The following is a 22,194-nucleotide window of genomic DNA, read 5'->3' on the forward strand; positions in this document are numbered from 1 at the left end:
CCCCGACGCGGGAATTGATTCCCCGCAAATGCCAAGGCAAATCCCTCTGAACTTTTAGCCAATCCGGTAGCTCCCAACCTAAGTGAATCTATCCAGGGAACACCCGGTACAAGAGCGTCCATGGGGCGTAAAGGAGAGATGCTCGATGACTGCTGCAAAACCGACAGAGCTCAATTACAACCCTCACATGCCGCTGTCGCAGGCGTTATTAATGCCGCGAATCGCGATTGAAAACACCCAGCCGACCCTTGATGGCGGACAGTTCGCCGTCAAATCCGTCGCGGGCCAGGACGTGGTGGTGACCAGCAAAGTGTTTGCCGACGGTCACGACAAACTGGCCGTGCGGGTGCGCTGGCGGGCCGAGGGCGATGACATCTGGCAAAGCGAAGTCATGGCGGACATGGGCAATAATGGCTGGCAAGGCCAGTTCCGTGTCGAGCGTCAGGGGCGTTATCTGTTCTGCATCGAAGCCTGGATCGATCCGTTCGCCAGCTTCTGTTATGAACTGGAGAAGAAGCACGCCGCGCGTGTCCCCGTCAGTCTTGAATTGCAGGAAGGACGCACTCAGGTCCAGCAGGCGGCCGAGCGCAGCGAAAGGGCGTTGAGTGAACAACTGACGGCGCTGCACCATGAGTTGTCCGGTCTGCTCGAAAACGAGCAGGTGATGCTGTTTCTGCACCAACGTAGCGCCGAGCTGATGGCGCAGGTCAATCATCACGCCTTTGTGAGCCTGAGCCCGGAGTACCCGTTGGATGTTGAGCGGGAGCTGGCGCAGTTCGCCAGTTGGTATGAGCTGTTTCCGCGCTCGATCACTGATGATCCGGCCCGTCATGGCACGTTCAATGATGTGCATGAGCGATTGCCGATGATTCAGGACATGGGGTTCGACATCCTGTACTTTCCGCCGATCCATCCGATCGGCCGCAGTTTCCGCAAAGGTCCGAATAACTCCCTGACCGCCGGTCCCGAAGATCCCGGTAGCCCCTATGCGATTGGCAGCGAAGAGGGCGGGCATGAGGCGATTCACTCGCAGCTCGGCACCCGCGAAGACTTTCGCCGCTTGGTCGCCACGGCGGCGGACTACGGGATTGAAATCGCCCTCGACTTTGCGATTCAGTGTTCCCAGGACCACCCATGGCTGCAACAGCATCCGGGCTGGTTCAACTGGCGGCCGGACGGCACGATCAAGTACGCCGAGAACCCACCGAAAAAATACCAGGACATCGTCAACGTCGACTTCTACGCCACCGAGGCCATTCCGAGCCTGTGGGTAGAGCTGCGCGACATCGTGGTCGGTTGGGTCGAAGAGGGCGTAAAGATCTTTCGCGTCGACAACCCGCACACCAAACCGCTGCCGTTCTGGCAGTGGCTGATTGCCGATGTGCGCGCCCTGTATCCGGAGGTGATCTTCCTCGCCGAAGCCTTTACCACGCCGGCGATGATGGCGCGTCTGGGCAAGGTCGGTTATTCGCAGAGCTATACCTATTTCACCTGGCGTAACACCAAGCATGAGCTGGCGACGTATTTCACCGAGCTCAATGAATCGCCGTGGCGTGAATGCTACCGGCCGAACTTCTTCGTCAACACGCCGGACATCAACCCGTTCTTCTTGCATGAATCCGGGCGCGCGGGCTTTCTGATCCGCGCGGCGCTGGCGACGATGGGCTCTGGCCTGTGGGGCATGTACTCGGGTTTTGAACTCTGTGAGTCGGCGCCGATACCGGGAAAAGAGGAATACCTCGACTCGGAGAAGTACGAGATTCGCCCAAGGGATTTCAACGCGCCGGGCAACATCATTGCCGAGATCGCGCAGCTCAACCGCATCCGCCGGCAGAACCCGGCCCTGCATACGCACCTGGGCCTCACGGTTTACAACGCGTGGAACGACAACATTCTGTATTTCGGAAAACGCAGTGCGGACGGCAGCAACTTTATTCTGGTGGCCATCAGTCTGGATCCGCATAACGTCCAGGAAGCCAATTTCGAGTTGCCGTTATGGGAAATGGGCTTACCCGATGACGCCAGCACCCAGGGCGAAGACTTGATGAACGGCCACCGCTGGACCTGGCATGGCAAGTACCAGTTCATGCGCATCGACCCGGCCTACCAGCCGTTCGGGATCTGGCGGATTACCACCCCTTGATGACACCGCGAACCTTGTGGCGAGGGAGCAAGCTCCCTCGCCACAAGGCACCTCGCCACGGTGAGTGTTTAGCCCGCGGCTTCACTGATTCAACAGGAGTTTCAAATGGCGAAGAAACCCAAGGCAGCCACCTTCATCAAAGACCCGCTCTGGTACAAGGACGCAGTGATCTATCAGGTTCACGTCAAGTCGTTTTTCGACTCCAATAACGACGGAATCGGCGACTTCCCCGGCCTGATCGCCAAACTCGATTACATCGCCGACCTCGGCGTCAATACCATCTGGCTGTTGCCGTTCTACCCCTCGCCACGTCGTGACGACGGATACGACATCGCCGAGTACCGTGGCGTCCATGCCGATTACGGCACGATGGCCGACGCCAAGCGTTTCATTGCCGAGGCGCACAAGCGTGGCCTGCGGGTGATTACCGAACTGGTCATCAACCACACCTCGGACCAGCACGCCTGGTTCCAGCGTGCGCGCAAGGCCAAACCCGGATCGGCGGCGCGGGACTTCTACGTCTGGTCCGATGACGATCAGAAGTACGACGGCACGCGCATCATCTTTCTCGACACCGAAAAATCCAACTGGACCTGGGACCCGGTGGCTGGCCAGTACTTCTGGCACCGTTTCTACTCCCACCAGCCCGACCTGAATTTCGATAACCCACAGGTCATGAAAGCCGTGCTGTCGGTGATGCGCTACTGGCTCGACATGGGCATCGACGGTTTGCGGCTGGACGCCATCCCGTACCTGATTGAACGTGACGGTACCAATAATGAAAACCTCCCCGAGACCCATGACGTCCTCAAGCAGATCCGCGCCGAGATCGACGCCAATTACCCCGACCGCATGCTGCTGGCTGAAGCCAATCAATGGCCGGAAGACACGCAACTGTACTTTGGTGACACCGACAAAAAGGGCTTGAACGGCGACGAGTGCCACATGGCCTTTCACTTTCCGTTGATGCCGCGCATGTACATGGCGCTGGCTCAGGAGGATCGCTTCCCGATCACCGACATCCTGCGTCAGACCCCGGAGATACCGGCCAATTGTCAGTGGGCGATTTTCCTGCGCAATCACGATGAACTGACCCTGGAAATGGTCACCGACAAAGAGCGCGACTACCTGTGGAATTACTACGCGGCGGACCGTCGGGCCCGGATTAATCTGGGGATCCGCCGCCGACTCGCGCCCTTGGTGGAGCGTGATCGGCGTCGCGTGGAACTGCTCAACAGCTTGCTGCTGTCGATGCCGGGTACGCCGACCCTGTATTACGGCGATGAAATCGGCATGGGCGACAACATCTATCTCGGTGACCGAGATGGCGTGCGCACGCCGATGCAGTGGTCGATTGACCGCAACGGTGGCTTCTCCCGCGCTGACCCGGCCAGCCTGGTGCTGCCACCGATCATGGACCCGCAATACGGCTACCTGTCGGTCAACGTCGAAACTCAGGCCGGCGATCCGCATTCGCTGCTCAACTGGACCCGGCGCATGCTTGCCGTGCGCAAACAGTCCAAGGCGTTCGGTCGAGGGACACTGAAAATGCTCTCCCCGAGCAACCGCCGGATTCTGGCCTATACCCGTGAATTCACCGGGGCCGATGGCAAGCACGAAATCATCCTGTGTGTGGCCAACGTCTCGCGCAGCGCACAAGCGGCGGAACTCGACTTGTCGGCGTACGTCGGCATGGTGCCGGTGGAGATGCTCGGCGGTAACGCCTTCCCGCCGATTGGCCAGTTGAATTTCCTCCTGACCCTGGCGCCTTACGGCTTCTATTGGTTCGGGCTCGCGGCGGAAAACCAGATGCCCGCCTGGCACGTGGAGCCGGCGCAAAGCCTGCCGGACTTCACCACGCTGGTGTTGAAGCACCGCATGGAAGAACTGCTCGAAACGCCGTCCCGTGGCACGCTGGAGCAAGGCATTCTGCCGACCTGGCTACAGAATCGCCGCTGGTTTGCCGGCAAGGACGCGGCCATCGAACAGGTCAACCTGGCCTACGGCGTGCGCTTCGGCGATCCGCTGCACCCGGTGCTGTTGAGCGAAATTGAAGTCACCAGCGCAGGCCAGACTCACCGCTATCAGTTGCCATTCGGCTTTATTCCCGAAGATCAGGTCGGTGCCGCGTTGCCACAGCAACTGGCCTTGTCGCGGGTGCGCCGTGGGCGTCAGGTGGGTTTGATCACCGATGCCTTCAGCCTCGAAACTTTTATTCATGCCGTGTTGCAAGGCATGCAGAACGTCACCGTGTTGCCCTCGAGCGCGGGCGACATCCGTTTCGAGCCTACGGCAGAGCTGGCGAAACTGGGCCTGACAGAGGAGTCACCGGTGCGTTATCTGTCCGCCGAGCAATCCAACAGTTCGGTGGTGATCGGCAACAGCCTGGTGCTCAAACTGATCCGCAAACTCGCCTCGGGCGTGCACCCGGAACTGGAAATGAGCGCTTGCCTGACCCGCGCCGGGTTCCGCAATATTTCGCCGCTGCTGGGCTCGGTGGTGCGTCGCGACGAACAGGGCGAGGACACGTTGTTGATGATCGCTCAGGGCTATTTGAGCAATCAGGGCGATGCCTGGGAATGGACCCAGAACAACCTCGAACGCGCGCTGCGTGACGAGTTGGCCGATGCCATGTCCGAGCAGGAACAGCACTACAACGCACTCGGTGAGTTGAAGGATTTTGCCGGCATGTTCGGCCAGCGTCTGGGGGAAATGCACCAGGTCCTGGCCGCTCCGACCAAAGACCCGGACTTCGCCCCGCAAGTCACCACCCAGAAAGAGGCGCAGGCCTCGGCCAAGGACGTGGCGGCGCAGCTGGAGCACGCACTCAAGTTGCTCAAGCAGCATCTAAACGAACTGAGCCCGGCGGACCAGACCTTGGTCAGTCGTTTACAGGACCACAAAAAAGCCATCCTCAGCCATGTGCAGGAACTCGGTAAGAAGGCCGCCGGTGGCTTGCGCATCCGCGTTCATGGCGACTTGCACCTGGGCCAGGTGCTGGTGATCAAGGGCGATGCCTACCTGATCGATTTCGAGGGCGAGCCGGCGCGGCCGCTGCGTGAACGACGGGGCAAGCACAGCCCGTACAAGGACGTCAGCGGGGTGTTGCGTTCTTTCGATTACGCCGCCGCGATGACGATCAATGTGTATAACGTCGACAACACAGCCGAGGCCCAGGTTGCCCGTCAGCGGGTCGCCGAGCGCTACCTTTTTGAAGCAAAACAGGCATTTGTTGACGCTTATCGGCTGGCGGCAGCTAGTCTTGCTCATGCGTGGCAAGATCCGGAGGGCGAGGACGCCGCGCTGGCGTTGTTCGGTCTGGAGAAGGCGGCGTATGAAGTGGCGTATGAGGCCGAAAATCGGCCCACTTGGCTGCCGGTGCCTTTGCACGGCTTGTATGGATTATTGAGTGGGCTTAAACCCTTTTCCGAACTTGGTGGAGAGTAGTCATGAGTTTCTCGAACAAGGAACAGGGTCACGCTAAAGAGGCGTTGCTACCCAGAGCGCGGGACATCGACGCGTTGGTGCGCGCCGAACATCACGACCCTTTTGCAATTCTGGGGCCCCATGGCGATGGCGCCAACGGGCAATTCATTCGAGCCTATTTACCCGATGCGTTGAGCGTGCAGGTGGTGGCCAGAGACTCCGGGGAAGAACTCGGCAATCTGGAAGCCACCCAGACACCGGGGCTGTTTGTCGGGCACTTCGAACGGGCCCGGCCGTATCTGCTGCGCACCCGTTGGGCCGGCGGCGAACAAATCAGCGAAGACCCCTACAGCTTTGGCTCGCTACTCGGTGAGATGGACTTGTACCTGTTCGCCGAAGGCAATCACCGCGATCTGAGCAGTTGCCTCGGCGCTCAGCTGAAGACGGTCGAGGGTGTCGACGGCGTGCGTTTTGCCGTGTGGGCACCCAATGCCAAACGCGTGTCGGTGGTGGGTGATTTCAATAACTGGGACGGTCGCCGCCATCCGATGCGTTTGCGTCACCCGACCGGGGTCTGGGAGCTGTTCATCCCACGCTTGCGAGCAGGGGACGCCTACAAATACGAAATCCTCGGTACTCACGGCATTTTGCCGCTTAAAGCTGATCCGATGGCACTGGCCACTACCTTGCCGCCGGACACCGCCTCCAAAGTCGCGTCACCGCTGACCATCGACTGGCAGGATCAGGCGTGGATGCAATCGCGTGGCGAACGTCAGCGACCGACCGCACCGCTGTCGATCTACGAATTGCACGCCGGTTCCTGGCAATGCGAGCTGAACGATCTGGGCGAAGTCGCCCGCCAATACACCTGGCCCGAGTTGGGTGAGCGCCTGATTCCGTATGTGAAGGATTTGGGTTTCACCCACATCGAACTGATGCCGATCATGGAGCACCCGTTCGGCGGCTCGTGGGGTTATCAATTGCTTTCGCAATTTGCCCCGAGCGCCCGATACGGTTCACCGGATGACTTTGCCGCGTTCGTCAACGCCTGCCATCAAGCGGAAATCGGCGTGATTCTCGACTGGGTGCCGGCGCATTTCCCCACTGACGTCCATGGTATGGCGCAATTCGACGGCACCGCGCTATACGAATATGGCAACCCGCTGGAAGGTTTTCATCAGGACTGGGACACGCTGATCTACAACCTGGGCCGCACCGAAGTGCACGGTTACATGCTGGCGTCGGGGTTGCACTGGCTCAAGCATTTTCACGTCGATGGCCTGCGCGTCGATGCCGTGGCGTCGATGCTCTATCGCGACTATTCGCGTAAAGCGGGCGAATGGGTGCCGAACCGCCATGGCGGTCGGGAAAACCTCGAAGCCATCGATTTTTTGCGTCACCTCAACGACGTGGTGGCGCTGGAGGCGCCCGGTGCGCTGGTTATCGCCGAAGAGTCCACGGCGTGGCCGGGTGTCAGTCAGAGCACGCAACAGGGCGGTTTGGGTTTTGCCTACAAATGGAACATGGGCTGGATGCACGATTCGCTGCATTACATCCAGCAGGATCCGGTGTACCGCGCCCATCACCACAATGAGCTGAGTTTTGGCCTGGTGTACGCGTGGTCCGAGCGTTTCATCCTGCCGATTTCCCACGATGAAGTGGTCCATGGCAAGCATTCGCTGATCGACAAAATGCCTGGCGACCGCTGGCAGAAGTTTGCCAATTTGCGCGCCTACTTGAGCTTCATGTGGACGCACCCTGGCAAGAAGCTGTTGTTCATGGGCTGCGAATTCGGCCAGTGGCGCGAGTGGAATCACGATCAGCAACTGGACTGGTATTTGTTGCAATACCCTGAACACAAAGGGGTGCAGAAACTGGTCGGTGACCTCAATCGGCTGTACCGCGAAGAACCGGCGCTGCATGAGCAGGATGACGCCCCGCAAGGCTTCCAGTGGCTGATCGGCGACGATGCGATCAACAGCGTTTACGCGTGGCTGCGCTGGAGCAAGGAGGGCCGGCCGGTATTGGTCGTGGCCAACTTCACCCCGGTGCCGCGTGAGGGTTATCGCGTCGGCGTACCGTTTGCCGGGCGCTGGACCGAGGTGATCAACAGCGATGCGGCGATGTATGCCGGTTCCAACTATGGCAACAGTGGCGGGGCGTTGACCGAAGAGGCACCGAGCCATGGGCAGGCGCTTTCGCTGGTTCTGAATCTGCCACCGCTGGCGGTGTTGATCTTGCGGCCGGAGGGCTGAGCCAAGACCGAGTCGCTGCCATCGCAGGCAAGCCATGCTCCTACAATTGGAATGCATTCCTCTGTAGGAGCCTGGCTTGCCCGCGAAGGCGTCAGCCCTGAAAAGCATCTTTTGAGGTCGGACGCTCACCACCGCATCCGCACCCCCAAACTCCCAATCAACCCATTCAAATCATTGTCATCCACATCACTGCTGTAATCCGCGCTGACGTACAAGCTCACCGCAGGCGTGACCCTGGCCACCAGCCCCAACCCCACTTCAACCGTCGATGAGTAGCGACTGCTGCTGATCTTGTCGACCTGGTCGAGGGTCACGATGTTGCCGGTGTTCACGGTGCGCCACAAGTTAGTCCGAACGTAGGGTTCGACGCCCAGGCCATTGAAGTCGTAATTACCTTTCAAACGGGCGCCGACCCGTCCGCTCCACGACGTCACGTCGTTCGATGACGCATTCCCCGAGCCGGCATATGGCGTATCCAGCGTAATGCGCTGATTAATCAACTGCGCCTGGGGTTCGACCACCCAGTTCTCGCTCAGGCCAATCGGGAAACCGCCTTCCACCGACAATGTCATCGCCGTGCCTTCAGTGACCTGCCGCGCGCCCTGGTCGTTACGGCTAAAGCCGTTGACCCGGCCACCGCTGGCGGTCAAATCCACATGCCAGCCTTGAGGGCCGGTCAGGCTCCAGTAAGCGCCGAGGCTCTGGCCTTGGAGGTTGAGGGTGTCGTGGTCGGGGTTGGCCAAGGCTGGATTGGCCAGCAAGCCGTTGCTGTTGCCTTGTATGTGGGTGGTGCCGCCGATCAGCCCGACCTTTTGGGTATGACCACTACCGCTTTGCAAGGTGAGGATCGCCGGGCCTTTGAATTCTGTGGTGCCGGGGATCGAAGATCCCAGTGCCAGGTAGTCGGTCTGCGCTTGTCGCGACGGTTGGCCGTACACCTGATCCCAGGCTGAAGGCGCTTCGTCTTCGATGGTGAGGTGTGAGCTTGTTGTATCGGACGCGGCGCCGAAGTAGCCGGGAGAGGTGATGGCGGTGGTTTTTAGGGTGAGTACCGAAACATCCTGGCGATACCACGGGGCGATTTCTTCTTCCGTCGGTCCCGCCTGGGTCTCCAGGGTCGAGCACAGCAAGATAGAGCTGGTGACAGTGCAAAAAGTGACTTTGATCTCTTGTTGGGTGAATGACGTTTTCATGGGGGTCTACCTTGCAATCGCATGGGGTCTCTCGCTATGGCGTCTCTCCTACCCCGAATGAGGGGCGACCGAGTGGATTAGGGGCAGGCCTTTGGGCGCCCGTATTGGCGGGTGTCTGGGGGGTGCCCCCTGATGGTACTTCGGGGGTAGTAAGGTGTAGCTAAGAAGACCGTTGACAGTGCGTCAAGAACATGTTCGATAAGTGGTACTGGTATTTGAAGTGTTACAAGTGACTGATTTACGGCGCGGATCTAAGTGCTTGTTTGTTAGAGGATGCGTCAAAAAAACCGCGATCCAGAGCCTTTTGACTCGGTTGCTAGAGGTGCACTTCGACGGCCAACGGCAAATGATCCGACAAGTGCGTCCAGGGTTTATGACTGAGAATTCGCGGTTCATGGCTGCTGGCGTTACGCAGGTATATTCGGTCCAGGCGCAACAATGGAAAGCGTGCCGGATAGGTTTTGGCCGGGCGCCCGTTATGGCGTTCGAACGCCTCATGCAGGTAGTTTCGTTGGGCGAGGGTGGCGTTGCCTTGCAACTGCCAGTCGTTGAAGTCGCCAGCGATGATCACCGGGGCGTCGTCGGGCAGGGATTCGAGCAGTTGGCAGAGCAGCTGCAACTGCAACTGGCGATGACTTTCGAGCAGGCTCAGGTGCACGCAAATCGCATGAACTTCAGCGTGCCCCGGCACTTCCAGCACACAGTGCAGCAAGCCGCGCCGTTCGGGGCCAGTGATCGACACATCAAGGTTACGAAATTCGCGGATCGGGTATTTCGACAGCAGCGCATTGCCGTGGTGGCCATCGGGGTAGACCGCATTGCGCCCATAAGCGAAATCGTTCCACATGCTGTCGGCGAGAAATTCGTATTGAGAGGTCGGCGGCCAATTGTTGTAACGGGAAGAATGCCGATCGTGTTCTCCCACCACTTCCTGGAGGAACACCAGATCCGCCGCTGTACTGCGCACCGCCTCGCGCAGCTCCGGGAGGATGAAACGCCGGTTGAAGGCGGTGAAGCCCTTGTGAGTGTTGACCGTCAGCACCCTCAGGCGATGTATCGCCGGGGACGGGGTCAGCGCGGCCCGTTGCTCGGAATCGCTGGTCACGTGTGCTCCTCTGAATCTGAACTGCTTATGCATGCGACTGATGGCATGGCGGGCAGTTCAGTCTTTGCAACACCAAAAACCCTGTGGGGATAGTGTCAGACGAAGACTATTTCATAGGGCAATCGCATGCGGTCCAGGAGCACTCGGGGCAGCAGCGGTGCGATGCCGATGGTGGGTTCGCCGTCGAGCTGGCTGGCGTAGGCGTGGACGGCGTGGCTTTTACGCGCGACGGTCCAAGTGTCCAGGCGCAATTTGCGTGCACGGTGCCAGGGCACGAGTCCCTGGTCGCGAGCCGGCCAGTGCCAGGCCCAGATTGGCACTTCATGGAACGCTGCACCGACCTTGCTCGCAGCAACGGCGCTGGCACGGCCGACGGCGTCGTGATCGGGCGTGCCGTCTTCGCGCCAGGTGCTGAACACCACATCGCCAGGCCGCAAGTAGCGGGAGATGAACTGGGTCAGTTGTGTCTCTTGCTCGGCCAGGGCGAAGTCAGTGAAGCCACCACGAATCCATTTCAGGCTGTGCATTGGCAAGCCGAGCCTACGCAAGGCCTCGACGCTTTCCTGGCCGCGAAATACGCTCAGGCGTTTCTCCGACCATTGTTGTGAGCCCGGTTGGCTGGCACTGCCATCGGTGACCGAGATCAATTGCAGTGGATGACCGAGGCTGGAGAGCAGCTGCAGCAGGCCGCCACAGCTGACCACTTCGTCACCGGGATGCGGCGCGATCACCACGGCGCGTGCGCCGGTGGGGACCAGGGTATGGGTGTTGATGACGGGGATGTTGTCCAGTTGCAGCGCACTGTTCCAGATTTGTGCTGGCTGGCTGCTGTCGATGAGGGTGAGGGGTTTCATCGGCCTACGTCCTTGTTTTGTTTGATAGCAATGTGCAACGTTCCGTACCTTGGATTGTTGCGAACGGAGTATTGCTCAAGTCTCGCTGTTCGTCGCGTGGCGGTTTCTTCTGAGTCGGTTTTTTTTAACCAATTCGTACCAAATCGCGCAAATAGTTGCCGAAACCACCGCGTGCCGGGCTGTTCAGGCGGGCACGCGGTGCGCACGTGCGCAGCTCCATTTCACTCGTCTTCCTCATGTTGCAATTCAAACAGCAGCAACGAACGGCCGGTCACCGAATATTCGTGATCGAGTTCAAAGCGTTCCTGTCCTCGAATCGACGGTTGATTAGTGTCGATCATGCAGGTCCAGAACCCACCATCGGGCACTTGCGGCAGCGTGAAGTTGACGATGTCGTGGTGCGCGTTGACCACCAGCAACAGCGTCGCGTCAGCGCCCTTGCGGCGGATCCCGGTTTCCTGGGCGCGACCGTCGAGCAAGATACCGAGGCAACGACCGTGGGCTTCGCTCCATTGTTCCTGGGACATTTCAGTGCCGTCCGGTGCCAGCCAGGTCACGTCCTTGACCCCAATGTCTTCGTTGTAATTGCCCACGAGAAAGCGGCCACGACGCAGGATCGGGTACGCCAGACGCAACTTGATCAGGCGTTTGACGAACTTGAGCAGGGCCTTGCCGTCCTCGCTGAAGTCCCAGTTGACCCAGCCAATCTCGCTGTCCTGGCAATAGGCGTTGTTATTGCCTTCCTGAGTGCGGGCGAATTCGTCGCCGGCCACCAGCATCGGCGTGCCTTGGGACAGCAGCAGCGTGGCGAAGAAGTTGCGCATTTGCCGCTGGCGCAACTCGTTGATCTCGGGATCGTCGGTCGGGCCTTCGACACCGTGGTTCCACGACAGGTTGTTGTTGCTGCCGTCCTGATTGTTCTCGTCGTTGGCTTCGTTGTGTTTGTCGTTGTACGACACCAGATCGTTGAGGGTAAAACCGTCGTGGGCGGTGATGAAATTCAACGAGGAATATGGGCGTCGGCCACGCTGGTTGAACATCTCGCCGGAGGCGGTCATGCGGCTGGCGAAATCGGCGAGTTGGCCGTCGTCACCTTTCCAGAACGCGCGCACGGTGTCGCGGAACTTGTCGTTCCACTCCACCCAGCCCGGCGGAAAGTTGCCGACCTGATAACCGCCGGGGCCACAGTCCCACGGTTCGGCAATCATCTTCACCTGACGCAGTACCGGGTCCTGACGGCAGGCCACGAGGAAGCTGTGACGCTCATCGAAACCGTCGTGGTAGCGACCGAGAATGGTCGCCAGGTCGAAGCGAAACCCGTCGACGTGCATTTCAGACGCCCAGTAACGCAAGGAGTCGGTGACCATTTGCAACACGCAAGGGTGGCTCAAATCCAGGGTGTTGCCGGTCCCGGAATCGTTGATGTAGAAGCGTTTGTCTTCGGGCTTCAAGCGATAGTACGAGACGTTGTCGATGCCGCGCATGGACAGGGTCGGTCCTTGTTCATTGCCCTCGGCGGTGTGGTTGTAGACCACGTCGAGGATCACTTCCAGATTGGCTTCGTGCAGGTGCGCGACCATTTCCTTGAACTCGGCGATCTTGCCGCTGGCCAGGTAGCGCGGGTCCGGGGCGAAGAAGGCGATGCTGTTGTAGCCCCAATAGTTGGTCATGCCTTTGTGCAGCAAGTGCTGATCGTTGACGAACGCGTGGATCGGCAACAATTCAACCGACGACACACCGAGTTTGCGGATGTGGTCCAGCATGTCATCGACCATCAGCCCGGCGAACGTACCGCGCACATTCTCGGGAACGGAAGGGTGACGCATGCTGATGCCGCGCACGTGGGTTTCGTAGATGATCGTTTTATCCCACGGCACGCTGACGCGATGGTCATGGCCCCAGGTGTGAGCCGGGTCGATGACTTTGCATTTGGGCACGAAGGGAGCGCTGTCGCGTTCATCGAAACTGAGGTCCGCGTCGGGGTGGCCGATGGTGTAGCCGAACAGCGCTTCGGACCATTTCAACTCGCCAACCAATTGCTTGGCGTAAGGGTCGATCAACAGTTTGTTGTGGTTGAAGCGATGTCCGTTGGCCGGGTCGTACGGGCCGTAGACGCGATAGCCATAAATCAGTCCCGGATGGGCATCGGGCAAGTAGCCGTGGTAGATCTCGTCGGTGTATTCGGGCAGCTCGATCCGTTCCAGTTCCACCTCGCCCGAGTCATCGAAGATGCACAGTTCGACCTTGGTGGCGTTGGCGGAAAACAAGGCGAAATTGACCCCCAGGCCGTCCCAGGTTGCGCCCAGCGGGAAGGGCAAGCCTTCACGGATTCGCGACGCCTCGGCGTGAGGTTCTGGCGCGGTTTTTTTTGGCGTGGTCATAAGTGCTCCTGCAAATGGGGATCAAGGGGTTTTCGAGGACGAACGCGGCCCCAGTGGCGAGCGGACTCGCCACGTCTTTGATCAAAACCAATAGTCCTGGACGTCAGGTGATAGGTGGCTTTTTCGCCGCACGAGGTTTCTTCTCGACGGCTTTTTCCCCCGGCGGGATCACTTTCGACGCCGCAGCAGGTTTAGCCTTGGCTTTGGGTTTTTCTTCGCTGGCTTTTCCGTCCAGTCCGCCATTGGCCTTTCCGGCCGCAGGTTTAGTGGCGGCGGTGCTACTGGCGCTGGCTTTCGGTGACAGGGCTTCCGCTTCGGCCAGCTTGCGAGCCATCTCCCAGTGGCGAGCTTCCTGGCCCACCGGTTTGCCCTCCGATTCCCAGATCTGATAGGCAAATTCGCGAACGCGTTTATCGTCGGTACTCATCGCAATGCTCCTGAACTGAACTCAAGCTTGGGTAAAGAGTTGGATAAAGAGATTGACCGGGACAATCCCCAGCGCAGCGCTGATGTTCAGCTCCCTGTGTTTTGTGACTGCGACGCTGGAAAAAAGTCCCTTCAGATTTTCATCAGAGGCGGTGAACGGTAATTTGACCCGTGTATCGCCCCACTGCAGCGCATCTATCCTTGGTTCGGCACTGTTTATCAGCAGTTCGGCGCAGCGTATCGGTACGATCACGATGGCGCGTTTTCCCTCCAGCGAGCGGGCAAATGCCAACACTCGATGCGCCTGGCTGCCGACCACTTCAAGGGCTTGATAGGTCCCTCGCGAAAACAGCTCGGCATGCTCGGCCCGCAGATTCAGCACCTCGGCGATCAGCGTCTGCTTGATGCACCCGTCACGCCAGTTCGCCAACAACTCGGGCACGTCCGGTGTGGCTTGAAGGGCCCGTTGACGGCTGGCGTAATCCACTGGCCGGCGGTTGTCTGGATCCACCAGGCTGAAGTCCCAGAAGTCGTCGCCCTGATAGAGGTCCGGCACCCCCGGCACGGTCATTCGCAGCAAGGTTTGCGCCAATCCATTGATGGCGCCGGGTGCGGCAATGGCCTGAACCGCTTGGCCGAGGGTGGCGCGCAACTGCTCACCTTCGGGGGCCAAAAACAGCCGCTCGATAAACACCTGCATCGCGTGTTCATAGGTTTCGTTCGGCGCGCTCCAACTGCTTTGCAGCTTGGCTTCGCGCAGGGCTTTTTGTTGCCACTGCCAGAGGCGTTTGGCGTAGTCCTCAAGTGCAGGCTGATCGTCAATCCGCAGGGTCAACGACCAGCTGCCGAGGATCGCCTGGTACAGGATCAACTCATCGCCCGCCGTCGGCATCTGGTCGTCATCGCGCAGCGGCCGGGCGAGCGTTCTCCAGAGCGGGACTTGCTCGGCGTACCAGGCGCTGCGTTCACTCAGCACGGCTAAACGGGCACGGGTGTCTTCGCCGCGTTTGTGGTCGTGGGTGGCGGTGGCCAGCAGGTTGTCCGGGAATTCGGCTTGGCGATTGATGCAAGCGGCATGAAAGTCGGACAGCGGGGCGCTGAACTGTTCGGTGCTGAAACCGACGTCATTGCGCGACAGCAACACCGCCGAGCGATAGAACGCGGTGTCTTCGACCGCTTTGGCGGCGGCCGGTGACGTCAGTTGCTGAAAGCGTACGCAGGCATGCTTGAGGATCTTGCGCTGGCGACCCACCGGGCGTTTGCGCCAGGGGGCACCACCGAGCCAGCCAGCCAGGCAATCGAGCACCGGCCAGTCGGCTTCGCTCAGGGTTTGCCGCGCACCGTCCATGGCCTGCTGGAAAAACACATCGTCTTGGGTGGAGCGGCCACGGGGGCCGATGTACGTGCGGTACACCGGGAAGTGCACGATCAATTCCTGCAACGCCCGGCGGATCGCACCGAGGGTCAGGTCGCGCGTCATCAAGTCGTCCCGGGCCACTTGCAGCAAAGCCTGGGCAACGCTTTCGAAATCACCGGCCAACGAGCCGTTGAGGATTTGCTGGCGTGCCAATTGGGCTTCCTGGCGGAAGTCGGCAGGTCGCTCGCTGAAGCGCTGCCAGAGTTCACCCAAGGTCTGGGCGCCTTGCGGGTCGTGTTGCAGCAGCGACAGCTGGTTCATGAATTCGTAACCGGTGGTGCCGTCCACCGACCAGTCGCGGTGCAGGGTTTCGCCTTCGCCGAGGATCTTCTCGACGTAGATCGGCAGGTGTCGACCCGGTGACAGGCTATCGACCCGGCGTCGAAGTTTGCGGCAGTAGCCACGGGGATCGGCGAGGCCGTCGATGTGGTCGATACGCAAACCGTCCACCAGCCCTTGCGCCACCAGTTCGAAGATTTTCGCGTGGGTGGCTTCGAACACGGCCGGCCGCTCGACGCGCAAGCCGCCCAGTTCATTGACATCGAAAAAACGCCGCCAGTTGATGTCATCCGCCGCCGTGCGCCAACTCGCCAGTCGATAACTCTGGCGTTCCAGCAGGGGGTGCAAGCGCTGGAAACCATCGGGGGTGAGTGAGTCGTAAGTGCTGAGGTGATGCTCAATGGCCTGGTGCATCGCCGGATCACAGGCCAGTTCGCGCAACCCGGCTTTCAGCGGCACCGCCAGACTGTGAGCGTCGGTCTGATAACTCAAGGTGGTGAAGCGCTCCGCCAGCGATTTGAGCGGTTCGACATCCGTGGGCAGCAATTCGCCAAAATGCATCGGGCAGATCGGGAAGCGGTGATCGTAATGCTGCACGTAAAAGCTGCCGTCCTGCGCATCGAAGTGCAAGGGCAGGGTGCCGTCCTGCAAGGCGATGCCGTAGTCGCTCCCCAGGAATGGCAGCAATAACTGACCTTCCATCAACGGGTCCGGCGAGTGCCATTGAATGTCGAAGAACTCGCCGAACGGGCTCAAACGCCCCCATTCCAGTAAGTCCAGCCACCAGGGGTTATCAGCGCCGCCGACGGCCATGTGGTTGGACACGATGTCGAGGATCAGCCCCATCCGCTGCTCGCGCAGGGCATTGACCAAACGCCGCAGCGCGGCTTCGCCACCCAGTTCGGGGTTGACGGTGGTCGGGTCCACCACGTCGTAGCCATGCATGGAGCCGGCGCGAGCGGCCAGCAGCGGCGAGGCATAGACGTGGCTGATCCCCAGGCGGGCGAAATACGGCACCAGTGGCACCGCTTGATCCAGGGTGAAGCCTTTATGAAATTGCAGGCGCAGGGTCGCCCGCGGTGATTGGATAAACGGAGCCGTCATTGGTCACGCTCGCCCGCTTGAAGCCGCGCGCAGGCAAGCAGTTCCAGGCGCCGGGCCGCATCAGGGTCATCGAGCAGGGCTTCGCTGTCGCCGGGCAGGCGCCGTGACCAGTTGGGGTGGGTGTCGATGGTGCCGGGCAGGTTGGCCTGCTGTTCGATGCCCAAGGCATCTTCCAGTGGCAGCAGCACCAAGGGCGCGCGGGTATGCCCGAGGAACCGGACGCTGGCGTCGAGCACCTGATCGGTTTCGTAGGACTCCTCGCGAAAGTTCTGCGGGTCTTCGCTCAACACCCGACGCAGGCCTTCACGTTCGCGCTCGCGATGTTGGCGCCATTCGATTTCGCCGCTGGCGTCCGTCAGGCCGAGCCGGGCGTGCCAGTCGATGTCGCGACCATGCCACCAGCCATTGAGCGTCGGCAAGTCATGGGTGCTGGTGGTCGCGAGCGCGTTGTCGGGCCAGTCGAGAATAGGCTTGAAGTGGGCGTTGTCCTGTTCAAACAGCAACACGCGCATACCGAGGATCGAGCGTGCGATGAGTTTTTCCCGCAGGCCGTCAGGCACGGTACCGAGGTCTTCGCCCAGCACAATGGCTTGATGACGATGGGATTCGAGCGTCAGCAGACGCAGCAAATCGTCGACGGGGTAGTAAAGGTAGGCACCATCGCGGGGAGGTGCGTCGTTGGGGATCACCCATAGCCGTTGCAGGCCCATGATGTGGTCGATCCGCAAGCCGCCGGCGTGGGCGAAATTGGCGCGCAGCATTTCGATAAACGCCCGAAACCCGTTGCGCACCAGACCTTCGGGCGAAAACGCGGAAATGCCCCAGCCCTGGCCGGTGCGGTTGAGAATGTCCGGCGGCGCACCCACTGTCAGCGAGGCGAGCAGTTCGTCCTGGCGACTCCAGGCCTGACTGCCGCCGCCATCGGCACCGACGGCGAGGTCGGCAATCAGCCCGATGCTCATGCCGGCACTGCGGGCCGCGGTTTGCGCACGCTCAAGACAACGGGTGATCAGCCACTGGCAGAAGGCGAAGAAGCCGATGCGTGCGGCGTTCTCTTCAGCGAACTCGGCAAGGGCGGCGCTGCGCGGGTCGCGCCACTGCTCGGGCCACTCGCGCCAGTCGAGGCTTTCACCCTGGGCGGCACGGGTTTCTTGAAGGGCTTCGAAGCGGCAGTGATTTTCCAGTGCTTCGCCCGAGGCATGACGGAACCTGCTGAAATCTTCGTGCAATGGATGTTCACCGTGGACAAAGCCCTCGTACAACGCCTGCAAAATGCGGTGTTTGGCTCGCGCGGCCACGGGCCAGTCAATCAACGGCCGTTCTTCAAGCTGTTGCAGTTGGGCAGCAAGTCCCGTGGCGTCAATCGCCGCGCGCATCGCACGCTCACCAAGGATGGCACCGGGCGCGGCATACAGGCTGTTGAGAAACAAACGGCTGGAAGGCGAGTAAGGGCTGTAGCGCTGGGTGTCGCTGCCGAACATGGCGTGCAACGGACTGATCGCCAACGCTTCGGCACCGCGTTCACCGGCCACCCTGGCGAGGTCCTCCAGTGCCTGGGTATCGCCGAAACCGCCATCGCCGGTACGCCGCAGTGAGTACAGCTGCACGCTCAGGCCCCACGTGCGCGGGATCGGATTGTCCACGGCGTCGCCGACGCTATAGCAGCGTTCAGGTGCCACGGCGAGGGTGAACGATTGCCCATCGATGCTGACATGCTGGTACCCGACCGGAATCAACCCCGGCAGCACCGCCTGTGCATCGAGTTTCAGGTAGATCCGCGAGCCGTCTTCGAGATGAACGTCGCAGGGCGTTTCGGGTTCAAAATAGCGCGCCAGATCGAGACCGACACCGACGTCAACCGTCATCAGCGGCGGCAGACGGTGGGTCTGCTGAGCGGCTTGCAGCTCCAGCAGGCTTGCATCGATTTCCTGGGCACTGCCGGCCGGATGACCGAGGCCCGTGAGCACGGCGCGTAAGACTGACGGGCCGACTTTCTGCGGGCGGCCATTGGCGTCGATCCAATCGACGGCTAGGCCTGCGCGGCTGGCCAGTATTTCAAGTTGCGCATCGCTCATGGGCGCTCTCCATCCGGGGGTAGCAAAGGGGCTGCGGCCGTGAGGCTGACTAGCGCGCAATACGGGGCAAGTTTGCCCTGGCGTAACAGGTCGGCTGAATGGGGCGGGTGTTCGAACAGCAAGAGGGTGTCGGCCTCAGGGGGGTGGACCACCGGCGTGTCGCTGAGGTTCAGGTCAATGCGCAGCTCACTCCCATCGCCCAGCCGCCAGCGTGCGCTCACGGCCGCGTGGCCAAGCACGTCGGCGCCGAGTGCCTGGGTGCCGGGCAGGCGGGGAATGAGGTGCTGGTGGCGCAGCTGCAACAGGCGCCGATACAGGTCGTGGATGGCCGGCAGTGCGCTGACACCCAGCTTCGGTTGCGATGCGTCGAAGCTCTGGGGCGCATTCGGGTCGGGAATCTGTTCGCGCTTGTGCGGATCGGCAAAGGCGCTGAATGCCGCGAACTCGTTGCGTCGACCTTCGCGCACCTGTTCTGCGAGTTCACCGTGGTGGCTGGTGAAAAACAGGAACGGTGCCTGCGCCGCGAATTCGTCTCCCATGAACATCAGCGGGATCATCGGCGACAACAGCAGTAATGCGGTGGCGGCGTAAAGTGCATCAGGATGGGTCAGTTGATGCAGCCGTTCGCCTAACGCGCGGTTGCCGATCTGGTCATGGTTTTGTAGAAACAGCACAAAGGCAGTCGGCGGCAAATGACCACTGGGCTCACCTCGTGGCGTGCCGTGACGGTTGAGTTGGCCCTGAAACACAAAACCCTGGCTCAGGCAGCGAGCGAGTTGTTCGGTGGGCTGTTCGGCGTAATCGGCGTAGTAGGCGTCGGTTTCGCCGGTCAGCAACACATGCAGGGCGTTGTGACCGTCATCGTTCCACTGCGCATCGAAGCCTTTTTCCAGCAGGCTGGCCTCATTGTGTTCGTTTTCCACCATCAGCCACACATGGCGTGTGGGCTCGGTTTGCTGGCGAACACGTTGGGCCAGTTCTTCAAGGAAGTCCGGGCTTTCAATGGCGTGCACCGCGTCCAGGCGCAAACCGTCAAAGCGATATTCCAGTAGCCACATCAACGCGTTGTCGATGAAAAAGTCTCGCACCTCACGCTGCCGGAAGTCGATGGCCGCCCCCCATGGCGTGTGCTTGTCTTCGCGGAAAAAACTATTGGCGTAGTGGTGCAGGTAATTGCCATCCGGGCCGAAGTGGTTGTAAACCACGTCGAGAATCACCGCCAGGCCGAGGCCATGGGCGGTGTCGATCAGGTGTTTGAGTTGTTCGGGCGAGCCATAGGACGCCTGGGGTGCGTAAGGCAGGACGCCGTCGTAACCCCAATTGCGCTCACCGGGGAATTGTGCCAGCGGCATCAGTTCAATTGCCGTGATGCCGAGTTCGACGAGGCGCGACAGGTGTTGCTCGACGGCACTGAAACCGCCGAGCACACCGACGTGCAACTCGTAGATGATCGCCTCGTTCCATGGCCGACCGTACCAGGTGTTGTGTTGCCATCGATAGGCCAGCGGATCGACCACCACGCTGTGGCCGCCGATGTCGCCGGCTTGCGCGCGGGAGGCCGGGTCGGGCACCTCCAGCTCGCCATCGATGTTGTAGCGGTAGCGGGTCCCCGCGGGGCAGCGGGCCTTGATCACGAACCAGCCGTCAGCCTGAGGCAACAGCGGCAAGGATTGTCCATTTTCCAGTTCGACACTGACGTAAAACGCATCAGGCGCCCACAAGGCAAAACGCGTGTGCTCTGCGTCCAGCATGATTGCGCCGTGGGGCCAGGTCTCAAGGGTCCGTAACGGCATCGTTGAAAACCTCTTACTGTCGGCCCGATTTACCCAAAGCCTTAGCCACAAGCTGTTCGTAGAGCTCGGCGTAGGGTTCCACCGCCTTGCACCAGTTGAAAGGCGCGGCCATGGCCCGGCACCGCATGGCATGGAGCAGGTCGGGGAAGGCGAACACCTTGAACGCCCGGCTCAGGGCTTCCTGGTAACTTTCGACGGAGGATTCATCGAAGAGGAAACCGGTCACGCCGTTTTCAATGGTGTCGGCCAGGCCGCCGGTATTGCGCGCCACCGGCAGTGAACCGAAGCGCTGGGCGTACATCTGGCTCAGGCCGCAGGGTTCATAACGCGAAGGCATCAGCAGGAAATCGCTGCCGGCGAACATGCGTCGGGCGTCGGTTTCGTTGAAGCCGATGCGCACGCCGATCTGCCCTGGAAAACGCAGGGCCAGTTCACGCATGGCTTGTTCTTCTTCCGGCTCGCCACGGCCGATGATTGCAATCTGGCCACCGGATTTGACGATGTATTCGGAGACCGCTTCGGTCAGGTCCAGGCCTTTCTGATAGACCAGGCGCGAGACCACGGCAAACAGCGGACCTTCGGATTCGGCAAGGCCGAACAGCTCGCGCACATGTGCGGCGTTCACTGCCTTGCCGTCCCAATCACCGATGCTGAACGGGCAGAACAAGTGCGAATCCGTGGCCGCGTCCCAGCTTTCATCGATGCCGTTGGGAATGCCGCTGAGCAGGCCTTGCTGGGTCTTGGCGGCGAGAAAACCGTCGAGACCACAGCCGAAGGCCGGTGTGGTGATTTCCTGGGCGTAGGTGGCGCTGACGGTGGTGATGTGGCTCGAATAGGCCATGCCGGCCTTGAGGAACGACATCTTGCCGTAGAACTCCATGCCTTCCTGTTGCAGGGCGTGCGCGGGAATGCCCAGTTCGGGGCACGAGCCGAGGCTGGTCACGCCCTGGTAGGCCAGGTTATGGATGGTGAACAGGGTCGGGGTGCGCTGCCCACGCCAGTGCATGTAGGCAGGTGCCAGGCCCGCCGGCCAGTCATGGGCGTGCACCAGATCCGGGCACCAGTGAATTTGTGCGAGATTGGCGGCGATATCCGCGGCAGCGAGGCCCAGTCGGGCGAAACGGATGTGGTTGTCTGGCCAGTCGCGGCCATTGTTGGCGCCGTAAGGCGAACCTTCGCGCTCGTAGAGCTCGGGGCAGATCAACACATAGATGACCAGACCGTCCGGCATGTCCATACGGCCAATCTTGCAGGGTGGCAGTGCGGCGTGCCCACCCAGTTCACCAATGATGTGGATCGGGTTTTCGCTATGCAGCACTTGCGGGTAGCCGGGGATGAGGACCCGTACATCGTGCAGGTGCGACATGGCGCGTGGCAGTGCGGCAGAAACGTCGCCCAGACCGCCGGTTTTCACCAGATCGGCAATCTCGGAGGTGACAAACAACACTTTCTTTCTATTCGGATTCTGACTGGCAGCCGGTGTCAGCGTCTTGGTGCCAGGTACGCTGATCGACTGTGTGCTCGGTGCATTGACGACGCTCGATTCGCCGACCTGCTGATGAGCACGTTCTCCCTGAATATCTAAAGCCGCACTTATCATATGAATCTCCCGTGGTGTTGATCTAATGCTTAGGTCTGGCACAAACGGTGTGGCCAAATCCTGTGGCCATGCGCAAACGCGCACGCATCGCGGCAAATGCTGCCCAATGCGGTGAAGCAGATGGGTGGAGGGGCCATTGCAAG

At 60.6% G+C, this 22,194-nt stretch carries 12 protein-coding genes; 3 read left to right on the forward strand and 9 right to left on the reverse strand.

The genetic code is table 11. The features are described 5' to 3' along the window. Nucleotides 1-145 precede the first annotated feature (145 nt). The 3 genes from ACA048_RS13415 (at nucleotide 146) to glgB (ending at nucleotide 7,824) form a co-directional block, all read left to right on the forward strand. The gene (locus ACA048_RS13415) at nucleotides 146-2,143 is read left to right on the forward strand and encodes an alpha-1,4-glucan--maltose-1-phosphate maltosyltransferase (RefSeq protein ID WP_497629540.1); all 1,998 of its coding nucleotides are present in this window, start codon (nucleotides 146-148) and stop codon (nucleotides 2,141-2,143) included. 105 nt (nucleotides 2,144-2,248) lie between these two features. Then, nucleotides 2,249-5,590, forward strand: a complete 3,342-nt coding sequence (treS, locus tag ACA048_RS13420) for a maltose alpha-D-glucosyltransferase (protein WP_497629541.1) — start codon at nucleotides 2,249-2,251, stop codon at nucleotides 5,588-5,590. 2 nt (nucleotides 5,591-5,592) lie between these two features. Further along, nucleotides 5,593-7,824: a 1,4-alpha-glucan branching protein GlgB gene (gene glgB / locus ACA048_RS13425; protein WP_497629542.1), complete on the forward strand. Its 2,232-nt coding sequence runs from the start codon at nucleotides 5,593-5,595 to the stop codon at nucleotides 7,822-7,824. 125 nt (nucleotides 7,825-7,949) lie between these two features. On the opposite strand, the gene ACA048_RS13430 is transcribed toward glgB, so the two are convergent. The 9 genes from ACA048_RS13430 to glgA all read right to left on the reverse strand — a co-directional run bounded on the left by ACA048_RS13430 (nucleotide 7,950) and on the right by glgA (nucleotide 22,051). Further along, nucleotides 7,950-9,017, reverse strand: coding sequence for an autotransporter domain-containing protein (locus ACA048_RS13430; RefSeq protein WP_497629543.1), 1,068 nt, complete (start codon nucleotides 9,015-9,017; stop codon nucleotides 7,950-7,952). Between the two features lie 316 nt (nucleotides 9,018-9,333). Further along, on the reverse strand, nucleotides 9,334-10,122 hold the full coding sequence (locus tag ACA048_RS13435) for an endonuclease/exonuclease/phosphatase family protein (RefSeq protein WP_497629544.1): 789 nt from the start codon (nucleotides 10,120-10,122) through the stop codon (nucleotides 9,334-9,336). Between the two features lie 95 nt (nucleotides 10,123-10,217). Continuing rightward, nucleotides 10,218-10,976, reverse strand: coding sequence for a PIG-L deacetylase family protein (locus ACA048_RS13440; protein WP_497629545.1), 759 nt, complete (start codon nucleotides 10,974-10,976; stop codon nucleotides 10,218-10,220). A 221-nt stretch (nucleotides 10,977-11,197) separates the two neighbouring features. Continuing rightward, nucleotides 11,198-13,357, reverse strand: a complete 2,160-nt coding sequence (gene glgX, locus ACA048_RS13445) for a glycogen debranching protein GlgX (protein ID WP_497629546.1) — start codon at nucleotides 13,355-13,357, stop codon at nucleotides 11,198-11,200. 103 nt (nucleotides 13,358-13,460) lie between these two features. Continuing rightward, a complete protein-coding gene (locus ACA048_RS13450; RefSeq protein ID WP_497629547.1) occupies nucleotides 13,461-13,784 on the reverse strand; it encodes a DUF2934 domain-containing protein in 324 nt (107 codons plus the stop codon). Between the two features lie 21 nt (nucleotides 13,785-13,805). Next, the gene (locus ACA048_RS13455) at nucleotides 13,806-16,583 is read right to left on the reverse strand and encodes a malto-oligosyltrehalose synthase (protein WP_497629548.1); all 2,778 of its coding nucleotides are present in this window, start codon (nucleotides 16,581-16,583) and stop codon (nucleotides 13,806-13,808) included. Beyond that, nucleotides 16,580-18,658 carry a 4-alpha-glucanotransferase gene (malQ, locus tag ACA048_RS13460; RefSeq protein WP_497629549.1) on the reverse strand — a complete coding sequence of 693 codons (2,079 nt, stop codon included), beginning with the start codon at nucleotides 18,656-18,658 and terminating at the stop codon, nucleotides 16,580-16,582. Before malQ ends, ACA048_RS13455 begins: the two co-directional genes overlap by 4 nt. Continuing rightward, a complete protein-coding gene (treZ, locus tag ACA048_RS13465; RefSeq protein ID WP_497629550.1) occupies nucleotides 18,655-20,451 on the reverse strand; it encodes a malto-oligosyltrehalose trehalohydrolase in 1,797 nt (598 codons plus the stop codon). The genes malQ and treZ overlap by 4 nt, the downstream gene beginning before the upstream one ends. Nucleotides 20,452-20,464: 13 nt before the next feature. Then, nucleotides 20,465-22,051, reverse strand: coding sequence for a glycogen synthase GlgA (glgA, locus tag ACA048_RS13470; RefSeq protein ID WP_497629551.1), 1,587 nt, complete (start codon nucleotides 22,049-22,051; stop codon nucleotides 20,465-20,467). Between the last annotated feature and the right edge of the window lie 143 nt (nucleotides 22,052-22,194).

It is taken from the genome of Pseudomonas sp. LBUM1659 (assembly GCF_059716045.1).